This is a genomic window from Rhizobium croatiense (genome assembly GCF_019793465.1).
Classification (GTDB): domain Bacteria; phylum Pseudomonadota; class Alphaproteobacteria; order Rhizobiales; family Rhizobiaceae; genus Rhizobium; species Rhizobium croatiense.
The window spans coordinates 122,459-146,216 of sequence record NZ_JAILYJ010000004.1 but is presented as its reverse complement, the minus strand read 5'-3'; the positions used below and the strand labels follow the sequence as shown (position 1 = coordinate 146,216).

Annotated in this window: 26 protein-coding genes and 1 tRNA gene; 15 read left to right on the top strand and 12 right to left on the bottom strand. The window is 62.3% G+C overall.

The genetic code is table 11. The annotated features are described in order from the left end of the window. Positions 1 to 424: 424 nt before the first annotated feature. Complete coding sequence (locus K6M89_RS08675) at positions 425 to 613, bottom strand: hypothetical protein (RefSeq protein WP_222139134.1); 189 nt, start codon at positions 611 to 613, stop codon at positions 425 to 427. Between the two features lie 475 nt (positions 614 to 1,088). Between K6M89_RS08675 and K6M89_RS08670 the strand changes: the two genes are divergently transcribed. The 5 genes from K6M89_RS08670 (at position 1,089) to K6M89_RS08650 (ending at position 4,679) form a co-directional block, all read left to right on the top strand. Then, positions 1,089 to 2,198 (top strand): endonuclease/exonuclease/phosphatase family protein, encoded by a 1,110-nt coding sequence (locus K6M89_RS08670; RefSeq protein WP_222139133.1) that lies wholly within the window; start codon positions 1,089 to 1,091, stop codon positions 2,196 to 2,198. Continuing rightward, positions 2,195 to 2,968, top strand: coding sequence for an NUDIX hydrolase (locus tag K6M89_RS08665; RefSeq protein WP_222139132.1), 774 nt, complete (start codon positions 2,195 to 2,197; stop codon positions 2,966 to 2,968). The genes K6M89_RS08670 and K6M89_RS08665 overlap by 4 nt, the downstream gene beginning before the upstream one ends. Positions 2,969 to 3,033: 65 nt before the next feature. Further along, positions 3,034 to 3,945, top strand: a complete 912-nt coding sequence (locus K6M89_RS08660) for a PhzF family protein (RefSeq protein WP_010034710.1) — start codon at positions 3,034 to 3,036, stop codon at positions 3,943 to 3,945. A 228-nt stretch (positions 3,946 to 4,173) separates the two neighbouring features. Further along, a tRNA-Lys gene (locus tag K6M89_RS08655) sits at positions 4,174 to 4,249 on the top strand. A gap of 127 nt (positions 4,250 to 4,376) precedes the next feature. Then, the gene (locus tag K6M89_RS08650) at positions 4,377 to 4,679 is read left to right on the top strand and encodes a hypothetical protein (RefSeq protein WP_222139131.1); all 303 of its coding nucleotides are present in this window, start codon (positions 4,377 to 4,379) and stop codon (positions 4,677 to 4,679) included. 240 nt (positions 4,680 to 4,919) lie between these two features. Here K6M89_RS08650 and K6M89_RS08645 read toward each other — a convergent pair whose 3' ends face one another. Further along, the gene (locus K6M89_RS08645; RefSeq protein WP_097578902.1) at positions 4,920 to 5,237 is read right to left on the bottom strand and encodes a hypothetical protein; all 318 of its coding nucleotides are present in this window, start codon (positions 5,235 to 5,237) and stop codon (positions 4,920 to 4,922) included. A gap of 290 nt (positions 5,238 to 5,527) precedes the next feature. Here K6M89_RS08645 and K6M89_RS08640 point away from each other — a divergent pair, with 290 nt between their 5' ends. Next, positions 5,528 to 6,343, top strand: coding sequence for a chromate resistance protein ChrB domain-containing protein (locus tag K6M89_RS08640; protein ID WP_222139130.1), 816 nt, complete (start codon positions 5,528 to 5,530; stop codon positions 6,341 to 6,343). 1 nt (position 6,344) lies between these two features. Further along, complete coding sequence (chrA, locus tag K6M89_RS08635; protein WP_222139129.1) at positions 6,345 to 7,766, top strand: chromate efflux transporter; 1,422 nt, start codon at positions 6,345 to 6,347, stop codon at positions 7,764 to 7,766. On the opposite strand, the gene K6M89_RS08630 is transcribed toward chrA, so the two are convergent. From K6M89_RS08630 to K6M89_RS08620, 3 genes are all read right to left on the bottom strand, one after another. Further along, complete coding sequence (locus K6M89_RS08630; RefSeq protein ID WP_097578903.1) at positions 7,767 to 9,098, bottom strand: hemolysin family protein; 1,332 nt, start codon at positions 9,096 to 9,098, stop codon at positions 7,767 to 7,769. It lies immediately after the preceding gene. A 93-nt stretch (positions 9,099 to 9,191) separates the two neighbouring features. Further along, positions 9,192 to 9,575, bottom strand: a complete 384-nt coding sequence (locus tag K6M89_RS08625; protein ID WP_097579006.1) for a VOC family protein — start codon at positions 9,573 to 9,575, stop codon at positions 9,192 to 9,194. Positions 9,576 to 9,700: 125 nt separating this feature from the next. Next, the gene (locus K6M89_RS08620; RefSeq protein ID WP_222139128.1) at positions 9,701 to 10,792 is read right to left on the bottom strand and encodes a chromate transporter; all 1,092 of its coding nucleotides are present in this window, start codon (positions 10,790 to 10,792) and stop codon (positions 9,701 to 9,703) included. Between the two features lie 410 nt (positions 10,793 to 11,202). Between K6M89_RS08620 and K6M89_RS08615 the strand changes: the two genes are divergently transcribed. Continuing rightward, entirely contained in the window at positions 11,203 to 11,529 is a 327-nt protein-coding gene (locus K6M89_RS08615) for an RcnB family protein (protein ID WP_222139127.1), read from the top strand. Positions 11,530 to 11,898: 369 nt separating this feature from the next. On the opposite strand, the gene K6M89_RS30975 is transcribed toward K6M89_RS08615, so the two are convergent. The 3 genes from K6M89_RS30975 to znuA form a co-directional block, all read right to left on the bottom strand. Next, the gene (locus K6M89_RS30975) at positions 11,899 to 12,102 is read right to left on the bottom strand and encodes a hypothetical protein (protein ID WP_097578906.1); all 204 of its coding nucleotides are present in this window, start codon (positions 12,100 to 12,102) and stop codon (positions 11,899 to 11,901) included. After that, complete coding sequence (gene zigA, locus K6M89_RS08610) at positions 12,099 to 13,304, bottom strand: zinc metallochaperone GTPase ZigA (RefSeq protein WP_222139126.1); 1,206 nt, start codon at positions 13,302 to 13,304, stop codon at positions 12,099 to 12,101. Before zigA ends, K6M89_RS30975 begins: the two co-directional genes overlap by 4 nt. Positions 13,305 to 13,417: 113 nt before the next feature. After that, on the bottom strand, positions 13,418 to 14,494 hold the full coding sequence (gene znuA / locus K6M89_RS08605) for a zinc ABC transporter substrate-binding protein ZnuA (RefSeq protein WP_246642375.1): 1,077 nt from the start codon (positions 14,492 to 14,494) through the stop codon (positions 13,418 to 13,420). 101 nt (positions 14,495 to 14,595) lie between these two features. Between znuA and K6M89_RS08600 the strand changes: the two genes are divergently transcribed. From K6M89_RS08600 to K6M89_RS08590, 3 genes are read left to right on the top strand one after another with little or no spacing between them, the layout of a single operon-like run. Next, a complete protein-coding gene (locus K6M89_RS08600; protein WP_222139125.1) occupies positions 14,596 to 15,594 on the top strand; it encodes an ATP-binding cassette domain-containing protein in 999 nt (332 codons plus the stop codon). Continuing rightward, positions 15,587 to 16,402, top strand: a complete 816-nt coding sequence (gene znuB / locus K6M89_RS08595; RefSeq protein ID WP_222139124.1) for a zinc ABC transporter permease subunit ZnuB — start codon at positions 15,587 to 15,589, stop codon at positions 16,400 to 16,402. The genes K6M89_RS08600 and znuB overlap by 8 nt, the downstream gene beginning before the upstream one ends. Then, entirely contained in the window at positions 16,399 to 16,797 is a 399-nt protein-coding gene (locus tag K6M89_RS08590) for a Fur family transcriptional regulator (protein ID WP_222139123.1), read from the top strand. Before znuB ends, K6M89_RS08590 begins: the two co-directional genes overlap by 4 nt. A 296-nt stretch (positions 16,798 to 17,093) precedes the next feature. Here K6M89_RS08590 and K6M89_RS08585 read toward each other — a convergent pair whose 3' ends face one another. Both K6M89_RS08585 and K6M89_RS08580 read right to left on the bottom strand, forming a co-directional pair. Then, the gene (locus tag K6M89_RS08585; protein ID WP_245443090.1) at positions 17,094 to 17,246 is read right to left on the bottom strand and encodes a hypothetical protein; all 153 of its coding nucleotides are present in this window, start codon (positions 17,244 to 17,246) and stop codon (positions 17,094 to 17,096) included. A 337-nt stretch (positions 17,247 to 17,583) separates the two neighbouring features. Beyond that, the gene (locus K6M89_RS08580) at positions 17,584 to 18,591 is read right to left on the bottom strand and encodes a putative sodium/potassium/calcium exchanger (RefSeq protein WP_222139122.1); all 1,008 of its coding nucleotides are present in this window, start codon (positions 18,589 to 18,591) and stop codon (positions 17,584 to 17,586) included. A gap of 190 nt (positions 18,592 to 18,781) precedes the next feature. Here K6M89_RS08580 and K6M89_RS08575 point away from each other — a divergent pair, with 190 nt between their 5' ends. From K6M89_RS08575 to K6M89_RS08565, 3 genes are all read left to right on the top strand, one after another. Further along, positions 18,782 to 19,354, top strand: coding sequence for a transglutaminase-like cysteine peptidase (locus tag K6M89_RS08575; protein WP_222139121.1), 573 nt, complete (start codon positions 18,782 to 18,784; stop codon positions 19,352 to 19,354). A gap of 378 nt (positions 19,355 to 19,732) precedes the next feature. Then, positions 19,733 to 20,134, top strand: coding sequence for a hypothetical protein (locus tag K6M89_RS08570; protein WP_097578911.1), 402 nt, complete (start codon positions 19,733 to 19,735; stop codon positions 20,132 to 20,134). 222 nt (positions 20,135 to 20,356) lie between these two features. Then, positions 20,357 to 21,064 carry a methyltransferase family protein gene (locus K6M89_RS08565; RefSeq protein WP_222139120.1) on the top strand — a complete coding sequence of 236 codons (708 nt, stop codon included), beginning with the start codon at positions 20,357 to 20,359 and terminating at the stop codon, positions 21,062 to 21,064. Positions 21,065 to 21,355: 291 nt separating this feature from the next. On the opposite strand, the gene K6M89_RS08560 is transcribed toward K6M89_RS08565, so the two are convergent. Both K6M89_RS08560 and K6M89_RS08555 read right to left on the bottom strand, forming a co-directional pair. After that, the gene (locus tag K6M89_RS08560) at positions 21,356 to 21,886 is read right to left on the bottom strand and encodes a gamma carbonic anhydrase family protein (RefSeq protein ID WP_222139119.1); all 531 of its coding nucleotides are present in this window, start codon (positions 21,884 to 21,886) and stop codon (positions 21,356 to 21,358) included. 12 nt (positions 21,887 to 21,898) lie between these two features. Further along, the gene (locus K6M89_RS08555; RefSeq protein WP_222139118.1) at positions 21,899 to 22,594 is read right to left on the bottom strand and encodes a fumarylacetoacetate hydrolase family protein; all 696 of its coding nucleotides are present in this window, start codon (positions 22,592 to 22,594) and stop codon (positions 21,899 to 21,901) included. 270 nt (positions 22,595 to 22,864) lie between these two features. Here K6M89_RS08555 and K6M89_RS08550 point away from each other — a divergent pair, with 270 nt between their 5' ends. After that, positions 22,865 to 23,617: a nucleotidyltransferase domain-containing protein gene (locus K6M89_RS08550; RefSeq protein WP_222139279.1), complete on the top strand. Its 753-nt coding sequence runs from the start codon at positions 22,865 to 22,867 to the stop codon at positions 23,615 to 23,617. Positions 23,618 to 23,758 lie beyond the last annotated feature (141 nt).

The following is a 23,758-nucleotide window of genomic DNA, read 5'->3' as shown; positions in this document are numbered from 1 at the left end:
TAAAGAATTCGCGTGTTGCAAATTATGGTTGGCAACATAGCTAAAATCTATCATGAATAGTGATCGTAACTGCAAATGCCAGTTCGGATGGATGGAGTGTTTTCAGACTTGTTTTTTCTACGAAGAACTATCGTTTCGGGAATAACACTATATGAGATTAAGGGATGTGTCGTCGCTTACGCATTCGCTTGCCAAATATGTGAATAATCTCTCTTTGAACTTGGCCACGAGCGTGAGTGAGAACAATCCTACTTTACCCTACTATTAGTCAGGATTTGGTCGGTACGCATGAACTGAATCAGGAGATTCTCGCAACTATGGCGCAGTCACAAAAGACACAGGTCTGGGCCAGCCGCGCCTTCATGGACTCAACACGAATCAAGGGGTTTACGGCTGATCCGTTGCCAACGGGCATGGGCCTCGGTCAGATGGCCTTGCCGCAGGCGCGGTCGTGGTTTCGGCGTCCTGCGCCGATGTGCTCCGCCAGTTCGATCTCGGTCACTCCTCGCTCTATCCGATCAAGCTTTTTCAGCATGATCGCAAGACGCCGGTGGAGGGAGAATACTTTTGCCTGAACATCGGCGAGCACAAGGATGTTTTCCTTCGGAAGCATTCACAAAGGGTCATGGAATTTAGCGACGGCACTCTGAGCATGTGGCCGGATCTTCTTGATAACGAGGTGGCCGTCAGTCCTGCCGCACTCGAGGGCTCCCCTGACTTGTGGGTCAGCCCTCCCTTAAATCGCATATTTTTCCTGAGTGATCGGCTTACGCAAGCTCTGCGAGCAGCAAAAATGGGCCGGGTATTTGGTTTCCGCGCTGTCGCATAGTCGAGGCCGACTAATCATCCGAGGGGGCCTGGGCAATGGTAGCGCCTTTTGCCAGCCGCTGCGCACCTTCGGCCGCATGGCTGTCGAGCCGGATGACGCAGTTCGGGTCCTCATCCGCACCGGCCGGTGTGGGATGAGGGAGGCGGGCTATCGCATCCGAGGTTGGCAAAAGCCACGCCTGTCCGCAATTTTCTTGGGTCCGCCACCTTTCCCTGTGGCAATTGCCGGTTAAGGTACCGCCCGCAACCGGATTCCCGTCATGTCGCTTCGCCTCGCCACCTTCAACGTCGAAAACCTGCTGACCCGTTTCGATTTCACCGGCTTCCGCAACCAGCTGCGCCAGGACCGCGTCATCAAGCTTTTCGAGGTCAACAGCGAGGGCGTCTATCAGCAGCTCGAGCAGGCGCGGGTGATTGCCGCCACGGACGACACCCGGCAGATGACGGCGCTGGCGATCGCCGATGCGGATGCCGATATCCTCTGCCTGCAGGAAATCGACAATATGGCGGCCCTGCAGGCCTTCGAATACGGCTATCTCTTCCGCATGGTCGGAAACGGCTACCGCCAGAAATTCCTGGTCGAGGGCAATGACAGCCGCGGCATCGATGTCGCCGTCTTGATGCGCGAGGAAACGCGCGACGGCCAGAAGATCGAGCTCAAGGACATCAGAAGCCATGCGATGACGACCTATCGCGACTTCGATCTCTTCGATGAGGACCTCGCGCTCAGCAACCGCATCGACGACAAGATCTTCAAGCGCGATTGCCTGGAGCTCGATCTTCTGATCGGCGGCCGGCCGCTCTCGCTCTATGTCGTGCATTTCAAATCGATGGGCAATCCTCGCGACGGGTTGGACGGGCGGCAATCGACACTGCCGGTCCGTCGCGCCGAGGCGCGCGCCGTGCGCCGCATCATCGAGGACAGCTTCGGCGCCGGCCGCACAGCCAAGAAGAGCTTCGCCATCTGCGGTGATATGAACGACTATCAGGAACGCGTCGACGTTGTCGGCCGGCGCGGCGCCGGTTATCGTTTCGAGCACCAGCTAGAGGCCGAAAGCGCGCTCGACGTGTTCAGTCATGACGGCTTTGCCGAAAACGTCGTGCGCCGCCGCCAGCCGCTTGACCGCTGGACGCTCTATCACGCGCGCGGCCCGCAGGAGCAGCACCTTTGCCAGCTCGATTATATCTGGCTTTCGCCCGCACTTGCCGCCCATAATAGCGGCCGTCTGCCCGAAATCATCCGCAACGGCCAACCCTACCGCACCGTCTTTCCGCCAGGCCAGGAGGTGGAGCGATATCCACGTACCGGCTGGGACCGGCCGAAAGCATCCGATCACTGCCCCGTCGTCATGACACTGGATCTCCCATGAAAACGAATTTGAATATGAAATTTCCGACCAGCGATATTTCCGATGATTTTGTGGAGTGGCCGCCGGAAGCGACGGTTTTCCCGATCGCCGGCGTCGACCTGCGTGTGCTGCCCGGCACCCATCCCTTGGTCATCGCCGAGGAAGCGGCGATCCGTGAAAACTGGGCGAAGGAAACCGCCGCCAACCCGGCGCTGTTCGACGGCCGCCTGGTGTTCCAGCAGCGGCTGTCGTTCAGCCAAGAGGGGATTGCGGGCGAGGGCTACGTCACTCCATTTTCCGCCTTCATGTGGTGGCGCCGGCAGCCGCAGCGCCAAGGCGGCCTGCACATCTTCGCCTATCCGGTGCTCGAAAGCTCGGACGGCGCGCTCGTGGCGATCCGCATGGGCGCCCATACCGCCAATCCCGGCCAGGTCTATTTCGCGGCCGGCTCGCTGGAACCGGAGGATATCATCGACGGGCGCTGCGACATCGAGGCCAATATGTGCCGCGAGGTTCACGAGGAGACCGGACTGGACCTGGCCGACGCGGTCGCGGCGGAAGGGCTCTTTGCCAGCCATGCCAGGCGCACGGTGACGCTGCTCAGGCTCTTCCGCTTCGACCTGACGGCGGACGAGATGGTGAAGCGGATCGAGGCTCACATGCTGGTCGCCGAGGACAAGGAGATCGCAGGTGCGGCGGCGATCCGTTCGGCCGATCCCGCCGCCCATCCCTATAACGTCGCCATGCTGCCCGTCATCGACTGGTATTTCGGAAAGGGTAACCGGCGTTAGCGCCTTGCACTCGACCGTTTGGTCGGGCAGGTTGGCGGCGCGATGATCGATTCAAGGAGGCCGATGTGGCGCGAAGCTACAGCGTCTATGACGTGTTCACCGATCGAAAACTTGCCGGTAATCCGCTGGCGGTGGTCTTCGATGGAGACGATCTCAGCGACGAGGCGATGCAGGCGATCACCCGGGAGATCAATCTCTCAGAGACGGTTTTCGTGCAGCCTTCGACCAATCCCGCCTATGCGGCGAAGCTCCGGATCTTTACGCCTGGCCGCGAACTGCCCTTTGCCGGCCATCCGACGGTCGGCACGGCGATCGCGCTGGCCGAACGGGCTCATGGTGCCGCGGCGGTCGATCTCGTTACCGTGCTCGAGGAAAATGTCGGGCCGGTGCGTTGCGCCGTGCGGCTCAGGGAAGGCGAGGCGAGCTTTGCCGAATTCGACCTGCCGCGAAAATCGCAGCAGGCCGTCATGCCGCTCGACAAGCTCGGCATCGCCGACGCTTTATCGTTGAAGGTCACCGAGATCGGCTTTGAAAATCACGTTCCTTCGCTCTGGAGCGCCGGGGTTCCGTTCCTGCTCATTCCGGTGCACGATGTCGGCACGGCGCAGCGGGTGGAATTCGATCCGCAGCTCTGGGAAAAGATCGTGCCCTTCGTCGATGGCGCGCTGGCCTCGGCCTATGTCTATTGCCGCGGCGGCGTCAACCACGTGGCGAAGTTTCATGCACGCATGTTCGCCAGCGGCATGGGCATTGTCGAAGACCCGGCCACCGGCGCGGCGGCAGCCGCACTCTCCGGAGCCATCCGCCATTTCGACCGGCTGACGGACGGGCACCACCCGATCATGATCGAGCAGGGCGTCGAGATGGGTCGCCCCTCTTTCATCCACCTGCATATCGACGTCGAAGGCGGGGCGATTTCCAACGCGCGGATCGGCGGTCAAGCGGTGCGGCTGGCCAGCGGCACCCTCGACCTTTGATTTCATGAGAGCGCCGCTGCGTCCGGCAGGACGCGCCGCGTCGGCTTTATCACTTTGAATCTGCGCATAATCCTTTCCGAAGATCGGTGCCGGCTTTCAGGATCACGCGCTGCATTTCGGCCATGCGGAAAAATCTTTGAGATTAACCAAAGAATTTTCGCCGATGCGCTGGACAAGCCTGCCGATCCTGTTTATACGCCCCGTCACACCGCGCAGCCAAGCGCGAACGGGTGATTAGCTCAGTTGGTAGAGCAGCTGACTCTTAATCAGCGGGTCGTAGGTTCGAGCCCTACATCACCCACCAAAAACCTCTTGATGAGATTGACATATTAGAGGTCAAGGCGGGGTCTTGCGCCGAAGCGGGCCGCATGCTTAGGACTGGCAGCGGCGGTCTATGCGCGCCTTATCTTTCGTTACCAAGCGGAGGGGTCATGAGAATCGTCGTTTTTGCCGTCGCTCTATTGTTGCCGCTGCCGGCCTTTGCCGCAGGCGCAACGGAGGTCAGAGCGGGCGATCACAGCTGCCGCGAGCTCGCGCAGATCATCCGTCAGAACAAGAAGGTCTTCGTGCGCATGGGGATCGGGGGTCGCAGCTTCCGTTATCCGCCGGCCAGGTGCAATCTGGGTGACAAATACGACACGGCAGCCGTCAGGGATGCGGACGGAAAAATGTGCCTTCTCGACTATGAGTGCGTGTACGATCCCCAATCCTTCTACAACAGGATCCCCAAATAAGATCGGAATGCGGGCACAGAAGGTATGCGTTGCGCGCCGACCGATAGGGCAAGAAAAAAGGCCGGGCGAAACTCGCACCGACCCTTCCTCGATTTGTCTCGACAACGGCTGCCAGTACATCCGTGGTCAACCGTCAGAGACAAACTCTATGGTCCTTAGATAGGACTTGCGTGGCGACGTTCAAGGCCCGCCGCGGAGAAGAAGCCGGCCTTGGGTCGGCTTCTTTCTGCGACGCTGCGCTTACTGCTGGGCAGGGGCAGCCGGCGGCGTGGCCGGGGCTGGTGCCGGTGCGGGTGCGGGCGTTGCGCTGTTGTCGGTCGGAGCGATCGGCTTGGCCGGCGCCGGCTCGGATTGGGTCGTGGAGGCTGTCGTGTCCGGGGAGGTGCCGGGGGTGCTGCTCCACTGCGAATAGGCGAATGCAGCGACAGCGATCACGGCCAATGCAGCAACCCAGACAACCCACGTATTGCTGGTGCGCGCGGTCGGGGTCGTGCGCAAATCCAGATTCGGATTCAGCGGGCGGTTCGGGTCGTTGGCATTATTGGGGTCGTACGTCATGGTACTTTCTCCTCTTGCGGTGACAAAGAAATGGAGCAAAGAGCATTTTGTTCCATTCTGGGGCCGCGAGGCGAGCAATATCAGGGATTTCCGCCTGCAGCCTGCCAGAATCGGCGCTTAAATCTGCGGCGCGACCGGTGGGCGCTGCCAGCGCACCGCCGCCTTGGCGGGCCGAGCGCTTGACATGGGTGGGTCTCTTTGCGCATGATTTTGCCATGGGGTCGCGATCACCCCACGAGGCGCCATGCTGAAGAATCGCGTCCAGTAAACCGATTAACGGAGGACGCGTCATGCCGTCATTTCTTGAAATTTCTCCCGACAAACTCAGCCGGCTCATCGGAACCCCGGCTGCGCCCTGTATTATCGATGTTCGCACGGAAGAGGACTTTGCGCTCGATCCGCGGCTGGTGCCGGGCTCGATCCGGCGCAGCCATACCGATGTCGCCTCCTGGGCCGGCAGCGTCGAGGCCGATGCCGTCGTCGTGGTCTGCCAGAGGGGCGGCAAGCTCAGCCATGGTGTGGCCGCTTATCTTCGCCATGCCGGGATCGACGCCGAGAGTCTCCAAGGCGGTTTCGAATCCTGGATCGCTGAGGGGTTGGCGGTACCGGAGGAAAAGCTGCCGCGCCGCGACCTGGAGGGACGCACCGTCTGGGTGACGCGGGCGCGGCCGAAGATCGACCGCATCGCCTGTCCATGGCTGATCCGGCGTTTCGTCGATCCGAGCGCCTTGTTCCTGTTCGTGCCGACGACCGAGGTTTTGGAGGTCGGCGCGCGCTTCGGGGCAACACCCTTCGATATCGAAGAGGTGTTCTGGAGCCATCGCGGTGAGCTCTGCACCTTCGACGTGATGGTCGAGGAGTTCGCTCTGGGGTCGGAACCGCTCCTGCGCCTGGCGCGGATCATCCGGGCCGCCGATACCGCACGGCTCGATCTCGCACCCGAAGCGCCCGGCCTGCTTGCCGCTTCGCTCGGCCTGTCCAGGATGTATTCCGACGATCTGGAGCAGCTCGAGGCCGGCATGCTTCTCTATGACGCCTTCTTCCGCTGGTGCCGCGACGCGACGGAGGAAACCCACAACTGGCCCGCTCCGAAGAAGAGGGCATGAGATGGCCGAGATGACAGAAAATGCGTCGGCCGGAAAAATTGCGGAGAAACAGGCAGGCGAGGAGCGTCATCACGGCGTTTCGTTCGGCGAAGCCTTCAAGGTCTGGCTCCGCGTCGCGGCCCTGAGCTTCGGCGGCCCCGCCGGTCAGATCGCCGTCATGCACCGGATCATCGTCGACGAGAAACGATGGATCGGCGAGCACCGTTTCCTGCATGCGCTCAACTATTGCATGCTGCTTCCCGGCCCCGAGGCGCAGCAGCTCGCCATTTATATCGGCTGGCTGATGCACCGGACCCTGGGCGGCCTCGTTGCCGGCATATTGTTCGTGCTGCCGGGATTTCTGTCGATTCTCGGTCTCAGCTACATCTATGCCGCCCATGGCAACGTCGCCATCGTCGCCGGCCTGTTTTTCGGCCTGAAGGCGGCCGTGCTCGCCGTCGTCGTGCAGGCGGTCATTCGTATCGGCGGAAGGGCCTTGAGGAATAAGGTCATGATCGCGATCGCGGCAGTGGCCTTCGTCGCCATCTTCTTTCTTCATGTGCCGTTCCCGCTGATCGTGCTCGCAGCCGGAATTACCGGCTTTTTCGGCGGCCGGGCCGGGCTTGCCGCCTTCAAGACCGGCGGCGGGCACAAGGCCGGCAGCGGGCCGGTGCTATCGGATGCCGATTCAGTGCTGGGCGAGGACATACCGGCGCATGCGCGCCCGAATCTCGCCTGGTCCTTGCGCATGTCGACGGTGCTGCTTGCCCTGTGGCTTATACCGGTCGCTGCCGTCTACGCGATCTTCGGGGCGGACAGCGTCTTCGCCGAGATCGGCCTGTTCTTCAGCAAGATGGCTGTCGTCACCTTCGGCGGGGCGTATGCCGTCCTTGCGTATGTTGCCCAGGAAGCCGTGCAGCATTTCGGCTGGCTGAAGCCGGGCGAGATGCTCGATGGCCTCGGCATGGCCGAAACGACGCCGGGACCGCTGATCATGGTGGTGCAGTTCGTCGGCTTCATGGGCGCCTACCGCGATCCGGGATCACTGGATCCCATGCTGGCTGCCACGCTTGCAGCGCTGCTGACGACATGGGTGACCTTCGTGCCCTGTTTTCTCTGGATCTTCCTGGGGGCGCCGTTCATCGAAAAGCTGCGTGGCAACGTCGCGCTGGCAGGGGCGATGTCGGCGATAACGGCGGCGGTGGTTGGGGTCATTCTCAACCTCGCCATCTGGTTTGGTCTGCATACGCTGTTTGCCGAAGTTGCCGTCGTCCGCCTTGCCGGCCTGCGGCTCGACATTCCGGTGCTGCAATCGGCGGTGCCGGCGGCAATGGCGCTGTCTGCCGTCGCCGCGATCGCGATCTTCCGATTCAAGACCTCCGTCATCGCAACACTGCTCAGCTGCGCCGCCGCCGGCATGGTCTGGACGCTGGCGATGAACTGATTACGCCTCTGCCCCCTCGGCGGCAATGCGCGTCGCCAGCATCTTGTCGATGCGCATGCCGTCCATGTCGATCACCTCGAAGCGCCAGCCGTCGAAGAGGAATATCTCGCCGGCTTCGGGGATGTGCTGAAGCTGGTGCAGCGCGAAGCCTGCCAGCGTATGGAAGTCGGCGTCGGGGCGATCCTTGAGGCCCAGGCGTTCGAAGGCGTCGAAGGCCGGCATCATCGCGTCGATTAACAGCGAGCCGTCTTCCCGAACGACGATGTCTGGTTCCTCGTCGGCGCCCGGCAGATCGCCGGCGATGGCTTCCAGCAGGTCTGTCTGGGTGACGATGCCCTCGAGGCTGCCATATTCGTCGATAACGATGGCGAGGCGCACGGGCGAAGCCTTGAAGCTGTCGATCACGCGCACGACCTTGGTGCCCTCGTGCAGCACCAGGGGTTGCTTGATCACCTCCAGCGGCCGGACCTTGCCGCCGTCGAGGACCTGATCGAGAAGATCCTTCTTCAACACCATGCCGATCGGCTCGTCGATCGAGCCGCGGGCGACCAGCAGCTGCTCGTGGCTGCATTCGCGGATCGTCTTCAGGATCTCCGCCTCGCTGTCGTCGGCATCGAACCATTCGATGTCGAGACGTGGGGTCATGATGTCGGAGACCGGTCTGTCGCCGATGTTGAATACCCGCTCGACCAATTGCTGCTGCACCGGGTTCAAAAGCCCGGCTTCCTGGCTTTCGGCGACCAGCAATTTCAATTCCTGCGGCGAGTGGAACGAGGATTCTCCGGTTCCGGCGCGAAGGCCGACGGCCCGCAGCACGAGGTTGCCCATGCCGTTGAGGGTGAAGATCGCCGGCTTGAACAATACAAGGAAGAACCCGAGCGGACGCACGACGGCCAGCGAGGTGGCCTCGCTGCGCTGCAGCGCCAGGCTTTTGGGTGCGAGCTCGCCGAGCACGATATGCAGCGCGGTAATGATGACGAAGGCGACGACGATGGCGACGGTATGGGCGCCGGTCGCTGCCCATGGTTCGGGCAGCCAGGAGAGCAGGGGCTCGATCAGATGGGCGAGCGCCGGCTCGCCGACCCAGCCGAGCGCCAGCGATGAGATGGTGATGCCGAGCTGCGTCGCGGCAAGATTGGCGTCGAGATTGTCGACGGCCCGCTGGAGCGCAGAGGCATTCATGCGCCCTGCCGCGACAAGCTCGGCGACACGGCTGCGCCTGACCGACACAAGCGCGAATTCGGCGGCGACGAAGAAGCCGTTGGCGGCGACGAGGAAAAACACGGCTAGTATCCCGACATAGTCGAAGGGCCCGCCCGCGGATTCGGACATATTTTGCCTACCTCTGAATTGACGCGAGTCCGAAACTACACGCTCAGGGACGGCTGGCAAGGCGCAGCCGTCGTTCTTGCGATGCCGCTATGCTCATCTTTTCGGCGATTCGAAGAGCTCGATCGGGTTTCCCGCGGGGTCATCGAGCAGGATCTGCTTGCCGCCGATGCCCTGCACGATCTCATTGCGAAAACGCGCGCCGGCCTGGCGCAGTGCCGTGACCTCCGCCTCGAGGTCGGCGACTTCGATCTGGATGCGGTTCCATCCGCCGGGCTCGGGCTTCCGTCCGTCCGGCATCGCCTGGGAGGCTCCGCCCGGACCCGTCGTGCCGCTGACGAGCAGCCGAAAGCCGTCCCTGGTCAGGATGGCGAAGCTCGGCGCCGGGTGAAGCGCGACGGAGAAGCCGAGATGTCTGGTGTAGAATTCCACCGCGGCGTCGACGTCGTCGACGATATAACGCATGCTGATGCCGGGCATGGTTCCCTCCATGGTGTTTCCGCTGTCGCGGAGCGCTGTACGCGGCGGCCCGAGGGGACGCGCGGCGGACGCTCCTGTTTCAAATCTGCGCCCAATCGTTCCGAAAATCGAATCCGCTCGTGGCGCTATGCGCCGGGCGCGGCGAGGGAGACCGAAGCTGCCGCCAGCAGCAGGACGATGATCCAGGGCGGCGCCTTCCAGACGGTGAGCAGCAGAAAGGCGGTGAGCGCCAATGCGAAATCCCGCGGCGAAAGCACAGCGCTCGTCCAGACCGGGCTGTAGAGCGCCGCCCCCAGAATGCCGACGACGGCGGCGTTGGTGCCGCGCATGGCCGCCTGCATGGCCGGGCGGGTGCGTAAGCCATCCCAGAAGGGCAACATGCCGTAGACGAGGAGAAGGCCCGACAGGAAGATCGCGACAAGCGCGATGACGGCGCCCGCCCATCCGTTCGGCGCGGGTGTCAACACCGTGCCGAGATAGGCGGCGAAAGTGAAGAGCGGACCCGGCACGGCCTGCGTCAGGCCGTAACCGGCGAGGAAGGTTTCGTTCGTCACCCAGCCGGGGGCGACAACTTCCGCCTGGAGCAGCGGCAGCACGACATGGCCGCCGCCGAAGACCAGCGCACCCGTGCGGTAGAAGGCATCGAAGAGCGCGATCCCCTGATGGCCGGTCGCATTGGCGAGAAGCGGCGGGATGAGGAAGAAGGCGGCAAAGAGGACAAGGGCGATCGCGCCGGCACGGCGCGATACGGGAAAGCCGAGACGGCCTGCAAGCGCCGGCGCATCGGCGCGGCAGAAATAGAGGCCCGCCGCCGCTCCAAGTGCAATCGCGCCGATCTGGCCGAATGATCCGCCGACGAAGACGACGATGGCGGCGGCGCCGAGCGCGAAAGCAAATAGCATGAGCGCCGACGGCAGCGTGAAGGCGCACCAGGCCGCCAGCCCGCCGACAAGGCCGTTGCCCCTGAGGACGCCGAGGGAAAAGCCGACCTGGCTGGAGGCGGATCCCGGCAGAAATTGGCAGAGCGCCACTAGATCGGCGTAACCGGCCTCGTCGATCCATTTGCGCCGCACCACCAACTCGTCCCTGAAATAGCCGAGATGGGCAATCGGCCCGCCGAAGGAGGTGAGACCGAGCTTGAGGAAGACGCGGAAAACCTCGAGCGGCGAGCCGTCGGCCGGCCTCGCAACGGGCAGGGCATCGTTGTGAGTGCTCATTGTTGCCTCCGCCGGGAAGGGGACATGTCTTGCTGACCTCTGAATTGACGCGCGGCCGAAACTACACGCTCCCGCGCGAGCGGCAAGGCGCAGATGGCATTCTAACGTTTGGGGTGGTTGGCCCTAGTCTTGTCACCCGCCCCGTCCTTCGAGGCTCCGGCCTTTGAGCGGTGCGTCTTGCAGCCCCGGTTTCCGGCGGCGGCCGCAGCTTCTCTCAGGCCTCATCCTGAGGTGCCCCGTCAGGGCCTCGAAGGGCGAGGGCGGCCACGAATGTTGGTGTATAAGCTTCATCTAAAATGCAAGAGGCGCCGCGCAGGTCGCAGATTTCATTACGGAAGTTTAATTTAACTTTCAGTTTCGTTCATCTTTTCGGGCCTAGTTTTCTCCCGTGCCCAAACGAGGAACCGCACATGAAAAAGATCTTTGCCGCTCTTCTTTCCGCTTCCTTCCTTCTCTCGCCGATGGTCGTCTCACAGGCCAGCGCTGACGATCATCGCCGTCCGCCTGTTGTCGTGCAGAAGAAGGTGGTCATCCACAAGACGGTCGTCCGGCCGCACTGGAAGAAGGGATACCGCGTCAACGCCAGCGAGCGCAGCCGCTTCTCCAACGTCAACGACTACCGCCGCTACCGGCTGGCCCCTCCGCCGCGCGGTTATCGCTGGGTCCGCGCCGACCGCGACTTCCTACTGATCGGCATCACCAACGGCGTCATTTCGAATGTCATCGTCGGTCGTTGATCGGCGGATATGGCAAGGGCGGCTTTGGCCGCCCTTTCTCGACCCTCAAAGTTGGTGTGAGGGTGCTGTCAAAGTACACATTTGCTGAAAAAGCTCTGCCGCGTTTGTCTCTGTCCTGATAGCCTGGTCGCACGCGCTCTCAGCTCCCTCATTCCTGTGCCTGTGACAGGAATCCAGCCACGTGCGTCCGCCGTGAATGACTCCCTTGACAGGAAGTGAGTCTCCCGCGCCCAAGGACTTGGGCGCGCTGAATCCCCGTGACATCCTCGGGCGAAGCCTGAGGCCACAGGGAGGAGGGAGGTGAGGGCGTGCCCTGTCGGCGCTTGCCGGTAACACACCTTTCGCCTATGCCAATCTTGCATTCTCCGGTCATTCCGTTCCCGCGGGATTATTTCCCGCAGAAGCCTTCCGACGGATCGGCATTACCTGCCTAGCGATTACGCCGAACAATGCCCGTGTCGTTCGCTCCTCCGGCGCTCCGTCATAGGTCAACGGATGCAGCCCCTCGATCGGTGGCAGTGGATCGCATTCCTCGCAGACGCAGCGGTAACGGGTGATCGCCGCCGCCTTCATGCGGCCTGCCTGTTCCAGCTGGCGAAAGGATCAGGCAGTTTGCGCCAGCGCTCCGGCATGAAGGCATCGCCTTCCACCAGGCAGGCGTCGAGTTCTTTCCTGATCCAGGCCTCGTCCATCGGGTCGGCGCCGATGAAAACGATTTCCTGGCGGCGGTCGCCCCAGACGGGATCGAGATAGGGGCCGAGGGCGTTGAGGAAGCGAGGCTCCTGCGGCCACTGTTCGCGGGGGACGGCTGCCCACCACAGGCCTATCTTGCCGGTGCGCACGATCGCGCCCGCCTGGCTGATCTCGCCGACATGGTGCGGGCGCGTCGCCAGCCAGAAGAAGCCCTTGGCGCGCACCACGCCCGGCCAGGTCTTGTCGAGAAAGGCCTGGAGCTTGGCCGGATGGAACGGCCGCTTCTCGCGATAGACGAAGGAGCGGATGCCGTACTCCTCGGTCTCCGGCACATGGTCCTTGAAACCGTGCAGCTCCTTGTACCAGAGCGGATGGGTCTCGGCCCTGTCGATATCGAAGCGGCCGGTGCCAAGCACGTCCTTCAGAGCCACCTTGCCGAAATTCGCCTCGATCAGCTTGGCATCCGGGTTCAGGCCGATGATGATCTTGCGTGCGGCCTCGCGCTCATCCTCGCTTGCCGTGCCGATCTTGTTCAGCACCACGACATCGGCGAATTCGATCTGCTCGACCAGCAGGTCGACGAGGGTCCTGTTGTCGCCGTCACCTGCGGTTTCGCCGCGGTCGGCGAGGAAATCGGCGGAGGCGTAGTCGGCGAGCAGATTGGCGGCGTCGATCACCGTTACCATCGTGTCGAGCCTCGCGACATCCGAAAGGCTTTCTCCGTTCTCGTCGCGGAACTCGAAGGTGGTGGCGACGGGCAACGGCTCGGCAATGCCGGTCGATTCGATCAGCAGGTAATCGAAGCGGCCCTGGTTGGCGAGGTCGCGGACCTCCTTCAAAAGGTCGTCGCGCAGCGTGCAGCAGATGCAGCCATTGGTCATCTCGACCAACTGCTCCTCGGTGCGCGAGAGATTGGCGCCTCCGTCGCGCACGAGGGCGGCGTCGATATTCACCTCGCTCATGTCGTTGACGATGACGGCGACGCGCAGGCCCTCGCGATTGGCGAGCACGTGGTTGAGCAGCGTCGTCTTGCCGGCGCCGAGAAAGCCGGAAAGCACCGTGACCGGAAGTCTGTCGTCCATGGGAACCTCATCGATATTAACGTTATATCATTACGTATGTTGAACCGAAAAAAGGCGGAACGGGGTCATCCGCCTCTTTCCGCCTCAGCTCTTTCCAGGAGATTGCACGGCAATCATGTGCTGGAGAGGCAAGCCTTCATGCTCTCGGCGATGCCGCGCAGGAGGGTGAAGTAGAGATCGGGGCCGGTCTTCAGCGTCGCCGCTTCGGGGTCGAGCACGCCGGATCTGGCGCTGGTGCCCTCGATGACGACATTGACGAGCCGCGGCTCGAATTGCGGTTCGGCAAAGACGCAGGTTGCGCCAAGTTCGCCAACCTTGCGGTGAATTTCCGAGACGCGCTCGGCGCCAGGAATGGTTTCCGGACTGACGGTAATCGAGCCGGCGACGCGGATGCCGTAGCGGTGTTCGAAATATTGGTAGGCGTCATGGAAGACGACGAAGGGCTTGTCCTTGACGGGGGCGACCGTCGCGGCAATCTCCTTGTCCAGCGCGGTCAGCTTGTCATCCAGCGTCTTGGCATTGGCCTGATAGGTCAGGGCATTGGCGGGATCGGCGGCAACCAGCGTTGTGGTGATCACGGCCGCCATCGCCTTCGCATTCATCGGGTCTAGCCAGAGATGCGTATCGAAGGCGCCATGCCCGTGTTCATGCTCTTCGTGATCGTCGTGATGGGCGTGGCTTTCCTCATGTCCGTGGCCATCGTCATGGCCGGCGCCGGCGGCTTCATGTGCGTGGTCATCGGCCGCGGCGGTTTCATGGTCGCCGTCATCATGCGCCTCGAAGGCGCCGCCTTCGCGGAAGGGCAGCTTTGTCAGCCCCGGCGCATTCTCCAGTTCGACGACGCTGGCGTTCGAGCCCAGCGCTTCGAGCGGCTTTTCCAGGAATGCTTCCAGGTTCGGCCCGACCCAGAAGACGACCTTGGCCTCCTGCAGCGCGCGTGCATTCGACGGCTTCAGGCTGTAGGTATGCGGGGAGGCGGCGCCATCGACGATCAGCTCCGGTTCGCCGACGCCCTGCATGATTGCCGAAACCAGCGAATGGATCGGCTTGATCGAGGTGACGACGACCGGCGCGTCGGCCGCCCACATGCTGCCGGCAAAGAGCAAAGCGGGGACCGCCAGGGCTGGAATGGAGAGGACTGCCGGGATATTGAAGGCCCACGTTTTCAGAGGCCTCAGGGCGCGTTTCATCAGGTGCTCCGCTTGAATTGCAAGTGTTATGTTATTACATCAATTGCGTTATGCTATAACGTGTGCAATAGCAGGATGCAACAGCGCTGTCGGATAATTTGATGCTCTCTCCCGCAAACAAGAAGGGCGAACCGCTGGTTTCGCTCGAGAATGTCGGCGTCCTGCGCGGCGGCCGCTGGCTGGTGCGCGGCGTCGAGTTTTCCGTTTCGCGCGGCGAGATCGTCACCCTGATCGGGCCGAACGGCTCGGGCAAATCGACGAGCGCCAAGACCGCGATCGGCGTGTTGAAGCCGGATGAGGGCAGGGTGGAGCGGCTGGCCGGGCTCAAGGTCGGCTATGTCCCGCAGAAGCTTTCGATCGACTGGACGCTGCCGCTTTCGGTTCGTCGCCTGATGACGCTGACCGGCCCGCTGCCGCAGGGCGACATGCAGGCAGCCCTCGAAGCTGCCGGCATCGCCCATATGATCGATGCGGAGGTGCAGCATCTCTCCGGCGGCGAGTTCCAAAGGGCGCTGATGGCCCGGGCGATCGCCCGCAAACCCGATCTGCTGGTGCTCGACGAGCCGGTGCAGGGCGTGGATTTTTCCGGCGAAATCGCGCTTTACGACCTGATCAAATCGATCCGCAACGCGAGCGGCTGCGGCATCCTGCTGATCTCGCACGATCTGCACGTGGTCATGGCGGAGACCGACACGGTGATCTGCCTCAATGGCCATGTCTGCTGCCGCGGCACGCCCGAGGCCGTCAGCCGCAGCCCAGAATATGTACGCCTGTTCGGCAGCCGTGCTGCCCAGACGCTTGCTGTCTATAGCCATCACCACGATCATACGCATCTGCCGGACGGCCGCGTGCGCCATGCCGATGGCACCGTGACGGATCATTGCCATCCCGAGGACGGCCATCACGCACATGATGGGCATGGGCACGCTCATGGCACCCATGAGCACGCGCATGGCACCGATGAGCACACTCATGATGGTCATGAGCACGCGCATGCCGGGGATGGCCACGCCCATGCGCATGCTCACGACGATCATCACGCACACGATCATGCGCATGAACACGCCCATTCCCGCAGCGGGGAGGGCCGCCATGCTTGACGATTTCTTCGTGCGCGCCATCCTTGCCGGTGTCGGGCTGGCGCTGACAACGGGGCCGCTCGGCTGCTTCATCATCTGGCGGCGGATGGCCTATTTCGGCGATACGATCGCCCATTCGGCGCTGCTCGGCGTGGCGCTGTCGCTGCTCTTCGAACTCAACCTGACGCTCGCCGTCTTCGCCGTCGCAGCCCTCGTCTCGGTGCTGCTGCTCTTCCTGCAGAAGCGTCAGGCGCTGTCGGCCGATGCGCTGCTCGGCATCCTCTCGCATGCCACACTGGCGATCGGCCTCGTCATGGTCGCCTTCATGAGCTGGGTCAGGATCGATCTGATCGCCTTCCTGTTCGGCGATATCCTCGCCGTCTCCAGGACCGACATCGCGCTGATCTGGGGCGGCGGCTTGTTCGTGCTCGCGGCGCTCGCCTGGCTCTGGCGGCCACTTCTGGCGGCAACCGTCAATGCTGAGCTTGCCGAGGCCGAGGGGCTGAGACCCGAGCGGGCGCGGCTGCTCTTCATGCTGTTGATGGCCGTCGTCATTGCGATTGCGATGAAGATCGTCGGCATCATGCTGATCACCTCGCTGCTGATCATTCCGGCGGCGGCGGCACGGCGTTTCTCGGTCACGCCAGAGATCATGGCGGTGTTCGCCTCGCTGATCGGGGCGGCGGCCGTCGTCGGCGGGCTGTTCGGATCGCTCACCTACGACACGCCGTCAGGCCCTTCGATCGTGGTTGCGGCGCTCATTCTCTTCATTCTCAGCCTGCTTCCCGTCTGGCGCCATCGCGCGGTCGCGCAAGGACAAGGCTCATGACGACACCGCAACTCACCAAGAACCAATCGCTGGTTTTCGACGTGCTCGAAAAGGCGGAAGGCCCGCTCAGCGCCTACACCATCCTCGACAAGCTGCGTGATCATGGTTTTCGCGCGCCGCTGCAGGTCTATCGGGCGTTGGAGAAACTGCTCGAATACGGTGTCGTGCACCGGCTGGAAAGCATCAATTCCTTCGTCGCCTGCGCTCATCCCGGCGAGAATTGCCACAGCCACGGCATCGTCGCCTTCGCCATCTGCGAAAGCTGCGGCCTGGTGATGGAGTTCCACGACCATGAGGTCGACCACCGGCTGATGGCCTGGGTGCGCGGGCAGAAATTCAAGCCGGAGAAAACGACGATCGAGATCCGCGGTCTGTGCGAGACCTGCGCGGCGTAAGTGGTAATACCGTCGTCGGCATCTTATCCCATCACGCGGAGCGAATTTGACGGGGAGTGCTCACCTCCCCACCTCATTCCTGTGCCCGTCACAGGAATCCAGCCACCGCGCGTGCGCGCGGTGAATGACCCCGTTACTTTTCAAAGGGTTTCTCGCGCCCAAGGACTTGGGCGCACTGGATTCCTGTGACATACCTTAGGCAAAGCCCTGAGGGCACAGGAATGAGGACGGGTGGGAAGCATCCTCGCCAGATCTTCTGTTGGCGAAGGAAGATAGTCCCTCTTGCGTACACGAAACTAGACGATCGCCTCGCGCTCGCCGAAGGGCGCGTCGTCATCGAAGTTACGAGTGCCGATCCGCTCGCTTTCGCCTGATAAGGTCGGTTGTTCCGCAGTTTCGCCGGCTTCTTTCTCTTCCTGCGATCTCGCACTCCATTTGCGTTGATGCATTTCGTTCCGACCTTGGTGGGCTCGGATGCGGCGGTGGCGGAAATCGGGTTGATCGCCTCGACCATGAGAGTCTCCTGCTGGCAGGGCCTGGCACGGCCAGGACTAAACAGGGGAGCGGCGTCTGGCCGATGAGACTCATATCGAGCGCGGGCGGCAAAACACAAGGTGGATTGCCGGACTATGATCGGGAATCTGGCGGCGAAGCCCAGCCCATCGAGTTCGCCGCCATGTCTCTTTTCAGAACGGTAAATGGCCGCCGATTGAGGCTTAAGCCGATGATCCAAGAAAGGTGAGGCCGGAGACCGGTCTCACCTTTTGCGTTTCTGCGATGACAGGTTCAGTTCGGTCCGCCCTTGCCGGAACCGCCTTTGCCTGAACCGCCATTGTCGCCCTTGTCAGAACCGCCGTTGTCGCTCTTGTCGGAGCCGCCATTGTCGCTCTTGCCGGAGCCGCCGTTGTCGCTCTTGCCGGAGCCGCCGTTGTCGCTCTTGTCGGAGCCGCCATTGTCGCTCTTATCGGAGCCGCCATTGTCGCTCTTGCCGGAGCCGCCGTTGTCGCTCTCGCCGGAGCCGCCATTGTCGCTCTTGTCGGAGCCGCCGTTGTCGCTCTCGCCGGAGCCGCCATTGTCGCTCTTGTCGGAGCCGCCGTTATCGCTCTTGCCGGAGCCGCCGTTGTCGCTCTTGCCGGAGCCTCCGTTATCGCCCTTGCCGGAGCCGCCATTATCGCCTTTGTCGGAACCGCCGTTGTCGCTTTTGCCGGAGCCGCCGTTATCGCCCTTGCCCGGACCGTCATTGTCACCCTTACCGTGACCTTCCTTGCCGCCTTTGCCCGGGCCGTCCTTGCCGTGCCCGTGATCCTTGCCACCCTTGTCGCCGCCGTGATGATCACGGTCCTTGCCGCCGTGGTTGTCTTTGCCATGGCCATCTTTGCCATGATCGTGATCTTTGCCGCCCTTGCCGCCGTCATGGTCGCGGCCATGGTCGTTGTCGTCACCAGTATTGTCGCCAGTGTTGCCACCGGTGTCGTCACCGGTGTTGTCGCCGGTGTCGTTTCCGCCATCATCCGCAACCTGATTGCCACTGCCACTCTTGCCGCCGCTTTCGGCAGTGGAACCGGTGCTCGATGTCTTCTGGCCGCCGCCAATGCCTCGGCTGCCGCGATCGTTGTCGTTCGGGTTGAATTTGCTGCCGGCGGGAATTGATCTGGTCGGCATGCACAGCCGGTATTCGAGCGTGCCGCGCACGGCGGAATTACAATTGACGACCGTCGGGGCTGCCATGGTCAGGCTGCTGCTTGCCAGAAGGAAAGCAACGGCGACGCCGAATTTCGATGCTCTGCTGGTCATTTCAATCGTCTCCCAGGGTTAACCAAATGTTAACAGAGAGACCTTCTATACTAACCATCAATTAACGTGAAGAATAAACGATAGTTAATCTGTCTAAATTAGATATTACGGTTAAATTCACAAGTATAAAATTTTAATAAATTTTTACTCTGGCCGTGTTACTGTAAAGGTGAAATAAGGGGAATCAGCTATGAAGCGTCTCTTTTCGCTTGCTGTCATTTTATCCTTTCTTGTGCCTTTTCAGGCTGTTGCCGGATCCTCCTTGCCTGTGACGAGAAGTATCGGCGCGCCTGTGGGATTCGCGGCGGCCTGCGCCAAGTATAAGTGGCTGTGCGGCAGGGCGGCGGCGCAACAACTGCACGACGCGGCAGGAATAGCGCTGCTTCAAAAGGTCAACCGGGCCGTCAATCGACGCATCATTCCCGCGGAGGATCGTCCGTCTACCCACGGGGATGTCTGGTCTCTCCCGGTTGCCGGCCGGGGCGACTGTGAGGACTATGCCCTTCAGAAGATGAAGGACCTGATCGACGCTGGTTTTCCGTCAAACAGGCTGGCGCTTTCGGTGGTCATCGGCCCGGATGATCAAAATCACGTCGTGCTTATTGCGCGCACAGACGGTGGCGATTACGTGCTCGACAATCTGTCCAGCGCCGTCAGGCTCTGGCGCACGACGGGCTATACGTTCTTAGCCACCCAGGATTTTCAGTCGCGAACCGGCTGGCGGGTGACGCTTGCCGGTCCCCGCGCCGGCGAATTTTCCTGAACCGGGCGTGTTGTGCAAACCCCAAGATGCCTGGCGATCCGGCTCGCTCGCCTGGGAACTGGCCCCATCTCCTGCGCCATCCTGCGGTCTCTTCGATCTGCCGATTGGCGGAGACCGGCGCGGCTTACGGGCCGTTATCGAGACATATCGAACCTGAGTGGAGAAGCACAATTAACATCGCTACGACCGCGGCGAAGGCGAAACGGGTGCAGGTCGCGGTAAATTCGACGAAGAATTGTGCGCGTGAAGATCGGCGTTGAACGGGCGTGATGTAAGAATCGGAAACACTTTGTGACTAAGTGCCTCCAAAAGCAGCGTTTTTCGACTTGCTGAATAACAAGACTTGAACGATATTGCCTAGACGTTGAGGACGTCGTCATGATCAGAATGATAGAAGACCCTGCCGAATTGGCTGGCGAAGACATCACTGGCAAATATATTCTCCGCAGGCTGAACTATCATTGGTTCGCTTACGGCAAGGCGGCCATTGTGACCGCCTGCAAGGGAACGATCCTCCACCTCGATCGGGAGGAAACGGTCTATTCCGAGCGTTGGGGCCGTCGCGCATATACGGGGACGGGCAAGCGTTATCCCGGCGGCATCTGTCCCATTTCGGCGGTCGCCTGTGTTTGCGATACGCCAGATGATGTCAATGCGGTCATTCAACTGGATGTCGAAGCGCAGGACGAATTCTATCAGTTGATCGCCAAGACGGAAGCCAGGGTTCGGGCGCTCGCCGCCTCGTCTGGGGCGAGCCAGTTCATGGAAGCGGCCGAATAAGGCAGTTTTCCAGCGATATTCCCCATTGCCGCAACGGCAGTTGCGGAGAACGTGACCGCTGACTGCAGAGGTGGCGCTGCGATCTGCGTCGACTTTCACCGGCTGCGTCGCCATCGGGTTGTTGCGCGCGCTTCGCCTCCTAAATTCCGCGTAGGGTTGCCAGATTTTAGCGGCCGCTGTCGGCAGTCGGGGGCGCTTTGCCCGATGATGCTAGGAATGGTCATGACGCAAAAGGACAATCGACCCGGCCGGTCATTGGTGGCCGCGCCACCGATCGGATCGCTGGCTATAACCGTCGCGGTGATTTTTGCCGCACTCTTCTGGCCGGCCGGCACGCTTGATTGGCCGCGCGGCTGGATCTTCCTCGGCCTTTTTCTTGCGCTGACAGCAATTGCGATCGTCTGGATCTGGCGGACGAATCCCGAGCTGTTTGCGGCGCGCAGCCGATATCAGAGGGGCACCAAGCGCTGGGATGCGGTGGTGGCGACGCTGACGATGATTCTCTTTGCCGCCATTCTTCCGGTCGGGGCGTTCGACGACGGGCGTTTCCATTGGGCGCCGCAACCCGACTGGGTCGTGCTCGCCGGCTATATCGTGATGATCGTTGGCTATCTCGGCCTGACCTGGGCGCAATCGGTCAACCGGCATTTCGAGCCGACGGTGCGTATCCAGACCGACCGCGACCACAAGGTGATCGACACCGGACCCTATGCCGTCATCCGCCATCCCGGATATGCTTTTGCCATCGTGCTCGGCGCCGGCATGGCGCTGTCGCTCGGCTCGCTCTATGCGCTGATGCCGGTGGGGCTGCTGGTCGTTGTGCTGTTCGGCCGGACGCTGGGGGAGGAAATGGAGTTGCGCCGTGGGCTCGAGGGATATGTCGAGTATATGGGACGGGTGAGGTGGCGCTGGATACCGGGCGTGTGGTGAGTGGTGATTGTGGTATGTTGCTCTTCACTACTTCGTGCATTTCGCCGCTGTGTCCCCGCCGGGGAGAAGCGGAATCGCGGCAGCGTCTCGCTTCACTTGAGACCTGTGCGAGAACGACGGTAGCGCGTCTTGCTCCCCTTCTCCCCAGCGGGGGTCCGAAGGACGGGTCGAGACCTGCGGCTCGACCCGGTTGGTGGCCCGAAGGGTCGGATGAGGCGGGCCTCACGGCACGCCGAGAATGCACGGCGCGTAAGCGAAGGGTAAAATATGGCCCTGCCGCCCTTCCGCCGATCACCCGATCTGCTTCAGATCCCGCGCAAAACGCTGCCAATTCTTCACATAATTCTCAGCCGAGCGACGAATGGCTTCCACCGCCGCTTCATCGAGCACCTGCACGACACGGGCCGGGGCGCCGACGATCAGCGAGTTGTCGGGAAACTCCTTGCCTTCGGTGACCAGCGCATTGGCGCCGACCAGGCAGTTATTGCCGATCTTGGCGCCGTTGAGGATGGTCGCGCCCATACCGACGAGCACGTTGTCGCCGAGCGAGCAGCCGTGCAGGATAGCGTGGTGCCCGATAGTGCAGTTCTCTCCCGTCGTCAGCGGAAAGCCCATGTCGGTATGGGCCATCACGCCTTCCTGGACGTTGGTGCCGGCGCCGATGGTGATCTTCTCGTTGTCGCCGCGCAGCACCGAGCCGAACCAGACGCCGACATTCTCGCCGAGTTCGATATCGCCGATGACATGGGCGTCCGGGGCGATCCAGTGAAGGCCGGCGGGCGGCAGTTTCGGCTTCAGTCCGCCAAGCGCGTAGACAGGCATGGAAAGCTCCTCTCAGACGACCTCGACCGACAGCGTTGCGACGCCGTCGATGCCGCAGGTGATGCGGTCGCCCTTTGCGACTGCGCCGACGCCGGCTGGCGTGCCGGTCATGATGACATCGCCGGGCGCCAGCACGAAGAGTTTCGAGAGTTCGGCGATGATCTCCGGCACCTTCCAGATCATCTGGTTGAGATTGCCGTCTTGGACGCGCTTGCCGTTCTGCTCCAGCCAGATCCGGCCTTCGCCGGGATGGCCGATGCGGCTGGCCGGCACGATCGCCGAGACGGGCGCGGAATGTTCGAAGGCCTTGGCCAGTTCCCAGGGGCGGCCGAGCTTCTTTGCCTCACCCTGAAGATCGCGGCGGGTGAAATCGATGCCGACGGCATAGCCGTAGATGCAGTCGAGCGCTCGGCCGGCTTCGATGTTTGCGCCGCCCGATTTCAGCGCCAGCACGCTTTCGACTTCGTAATGCACGTCGTTCGAGAGTGGCGGATAGGGAAAGGCCTGCCCGGCCGGCAGCAGGTTGTCGGCGTTCTTCTGGAAGAAGAAGGGCGGCTCGCGGCTGGGATCATGCCCCATCTCGATCGCATGGTCGGCATAATTGCGGCCGACGCAATAGACGCGGCGCACCGGAAAGCGCTCGTCGCTGCCGTCGACCGGCAACAGAACAGGGGCGGGAAGCGGAATGACGGTGGCGGAATCGGACATGGGCGGGCTCTTCCTTTTGGCGAGTCTTATCCTCATCTTAAACGGAAAACGGCGCGCCGGGGAAGCATTCTCGGCGCATTGACGCTATCGCCGCCGGGCGATATCCTCGCCGCCATGAACAGGATGTTTGCTGTTTCGACGTCTACGACCACCGCCTCGGCGGTGGGTGCAGACGCGTGAACTGAATTCCGTTCATTGCTGCCGAAACCCAACCCGCCGGAAACGAGCGGGTTTTTGTTTGCCCGCTCGCCTCCCGCATTCGAGGACGAGATCGTGGATGTGAAGAAACAGATTCTTGCCGAGCGGGCGCTTGCCGTCGCCCGCCGCGCCCTTGCCAGCCGCTATGCCGGGGCCGCCTTTGCCTATGTCTCCGGCTCCATCATGCGCGGCGAGGGCACCGCCTTCTCGGATATCGACCTAGTCGTGGTGTTTCCGTCGCTGGAAAGAGCCTGGCGGGAGTCCTTTACCGAAGAAGGTTTTCCTGTCGAGGCCTTCGTCCATGATCCTGAAACACTGGCGCATTATCTCCACCAGGACGCGGAGAGCGGCTGTCCCGTCATCGTCAACATGGTTGCGACGGGCAGCATCGTTGGGCCGGATGCCGAGCGTGCGCGCCTGATCCAGGCAAAGGCGGCGGATGTGCTCGCCGCAGGGCCGAAACCGCTTGCCGGCGCGGGTTACGACATGCTGCGCTATCATGTCTCTGATCTCACCGATGACCTGCGCGGCGACCGCCCGCCGGAAGAAATCACCGCCGTCGCCGCGCTCCTCTACCCGAGACTTGCCGACCTGATCCTGCTTGGGCGCGGCACATGGACCGGCCGTGGCAAGTGGGCGCCGCGTCTCATCAGGAAGCTCGATGCGCGGCTCGCAGCCGAGTTCGATGCCGCGTTCAGGCTGGCGGCGCAGGGTGACGGCAGTGGGCTGCTGGCATTGGCCGACAGCGAGCTCGCCTTGCACGGCGGCCGCTGTCTCGACGGCTTCAGGCAGGAGGCCCCGCTGGAGGCGCGGCGGCCGGAATAGGGATGAGGAAGCGGCGGCATTGTTCTCGTCCGCAGGCGTTGCAAGGCGCTTGCGTCCACGAGCCTCATCCTGAGGTGCCCCTCAGGGTCCTCGAAGGGCGAGGCGGATGCGCTGGGGTGATGGATGCAAGGAGCAGCGTCG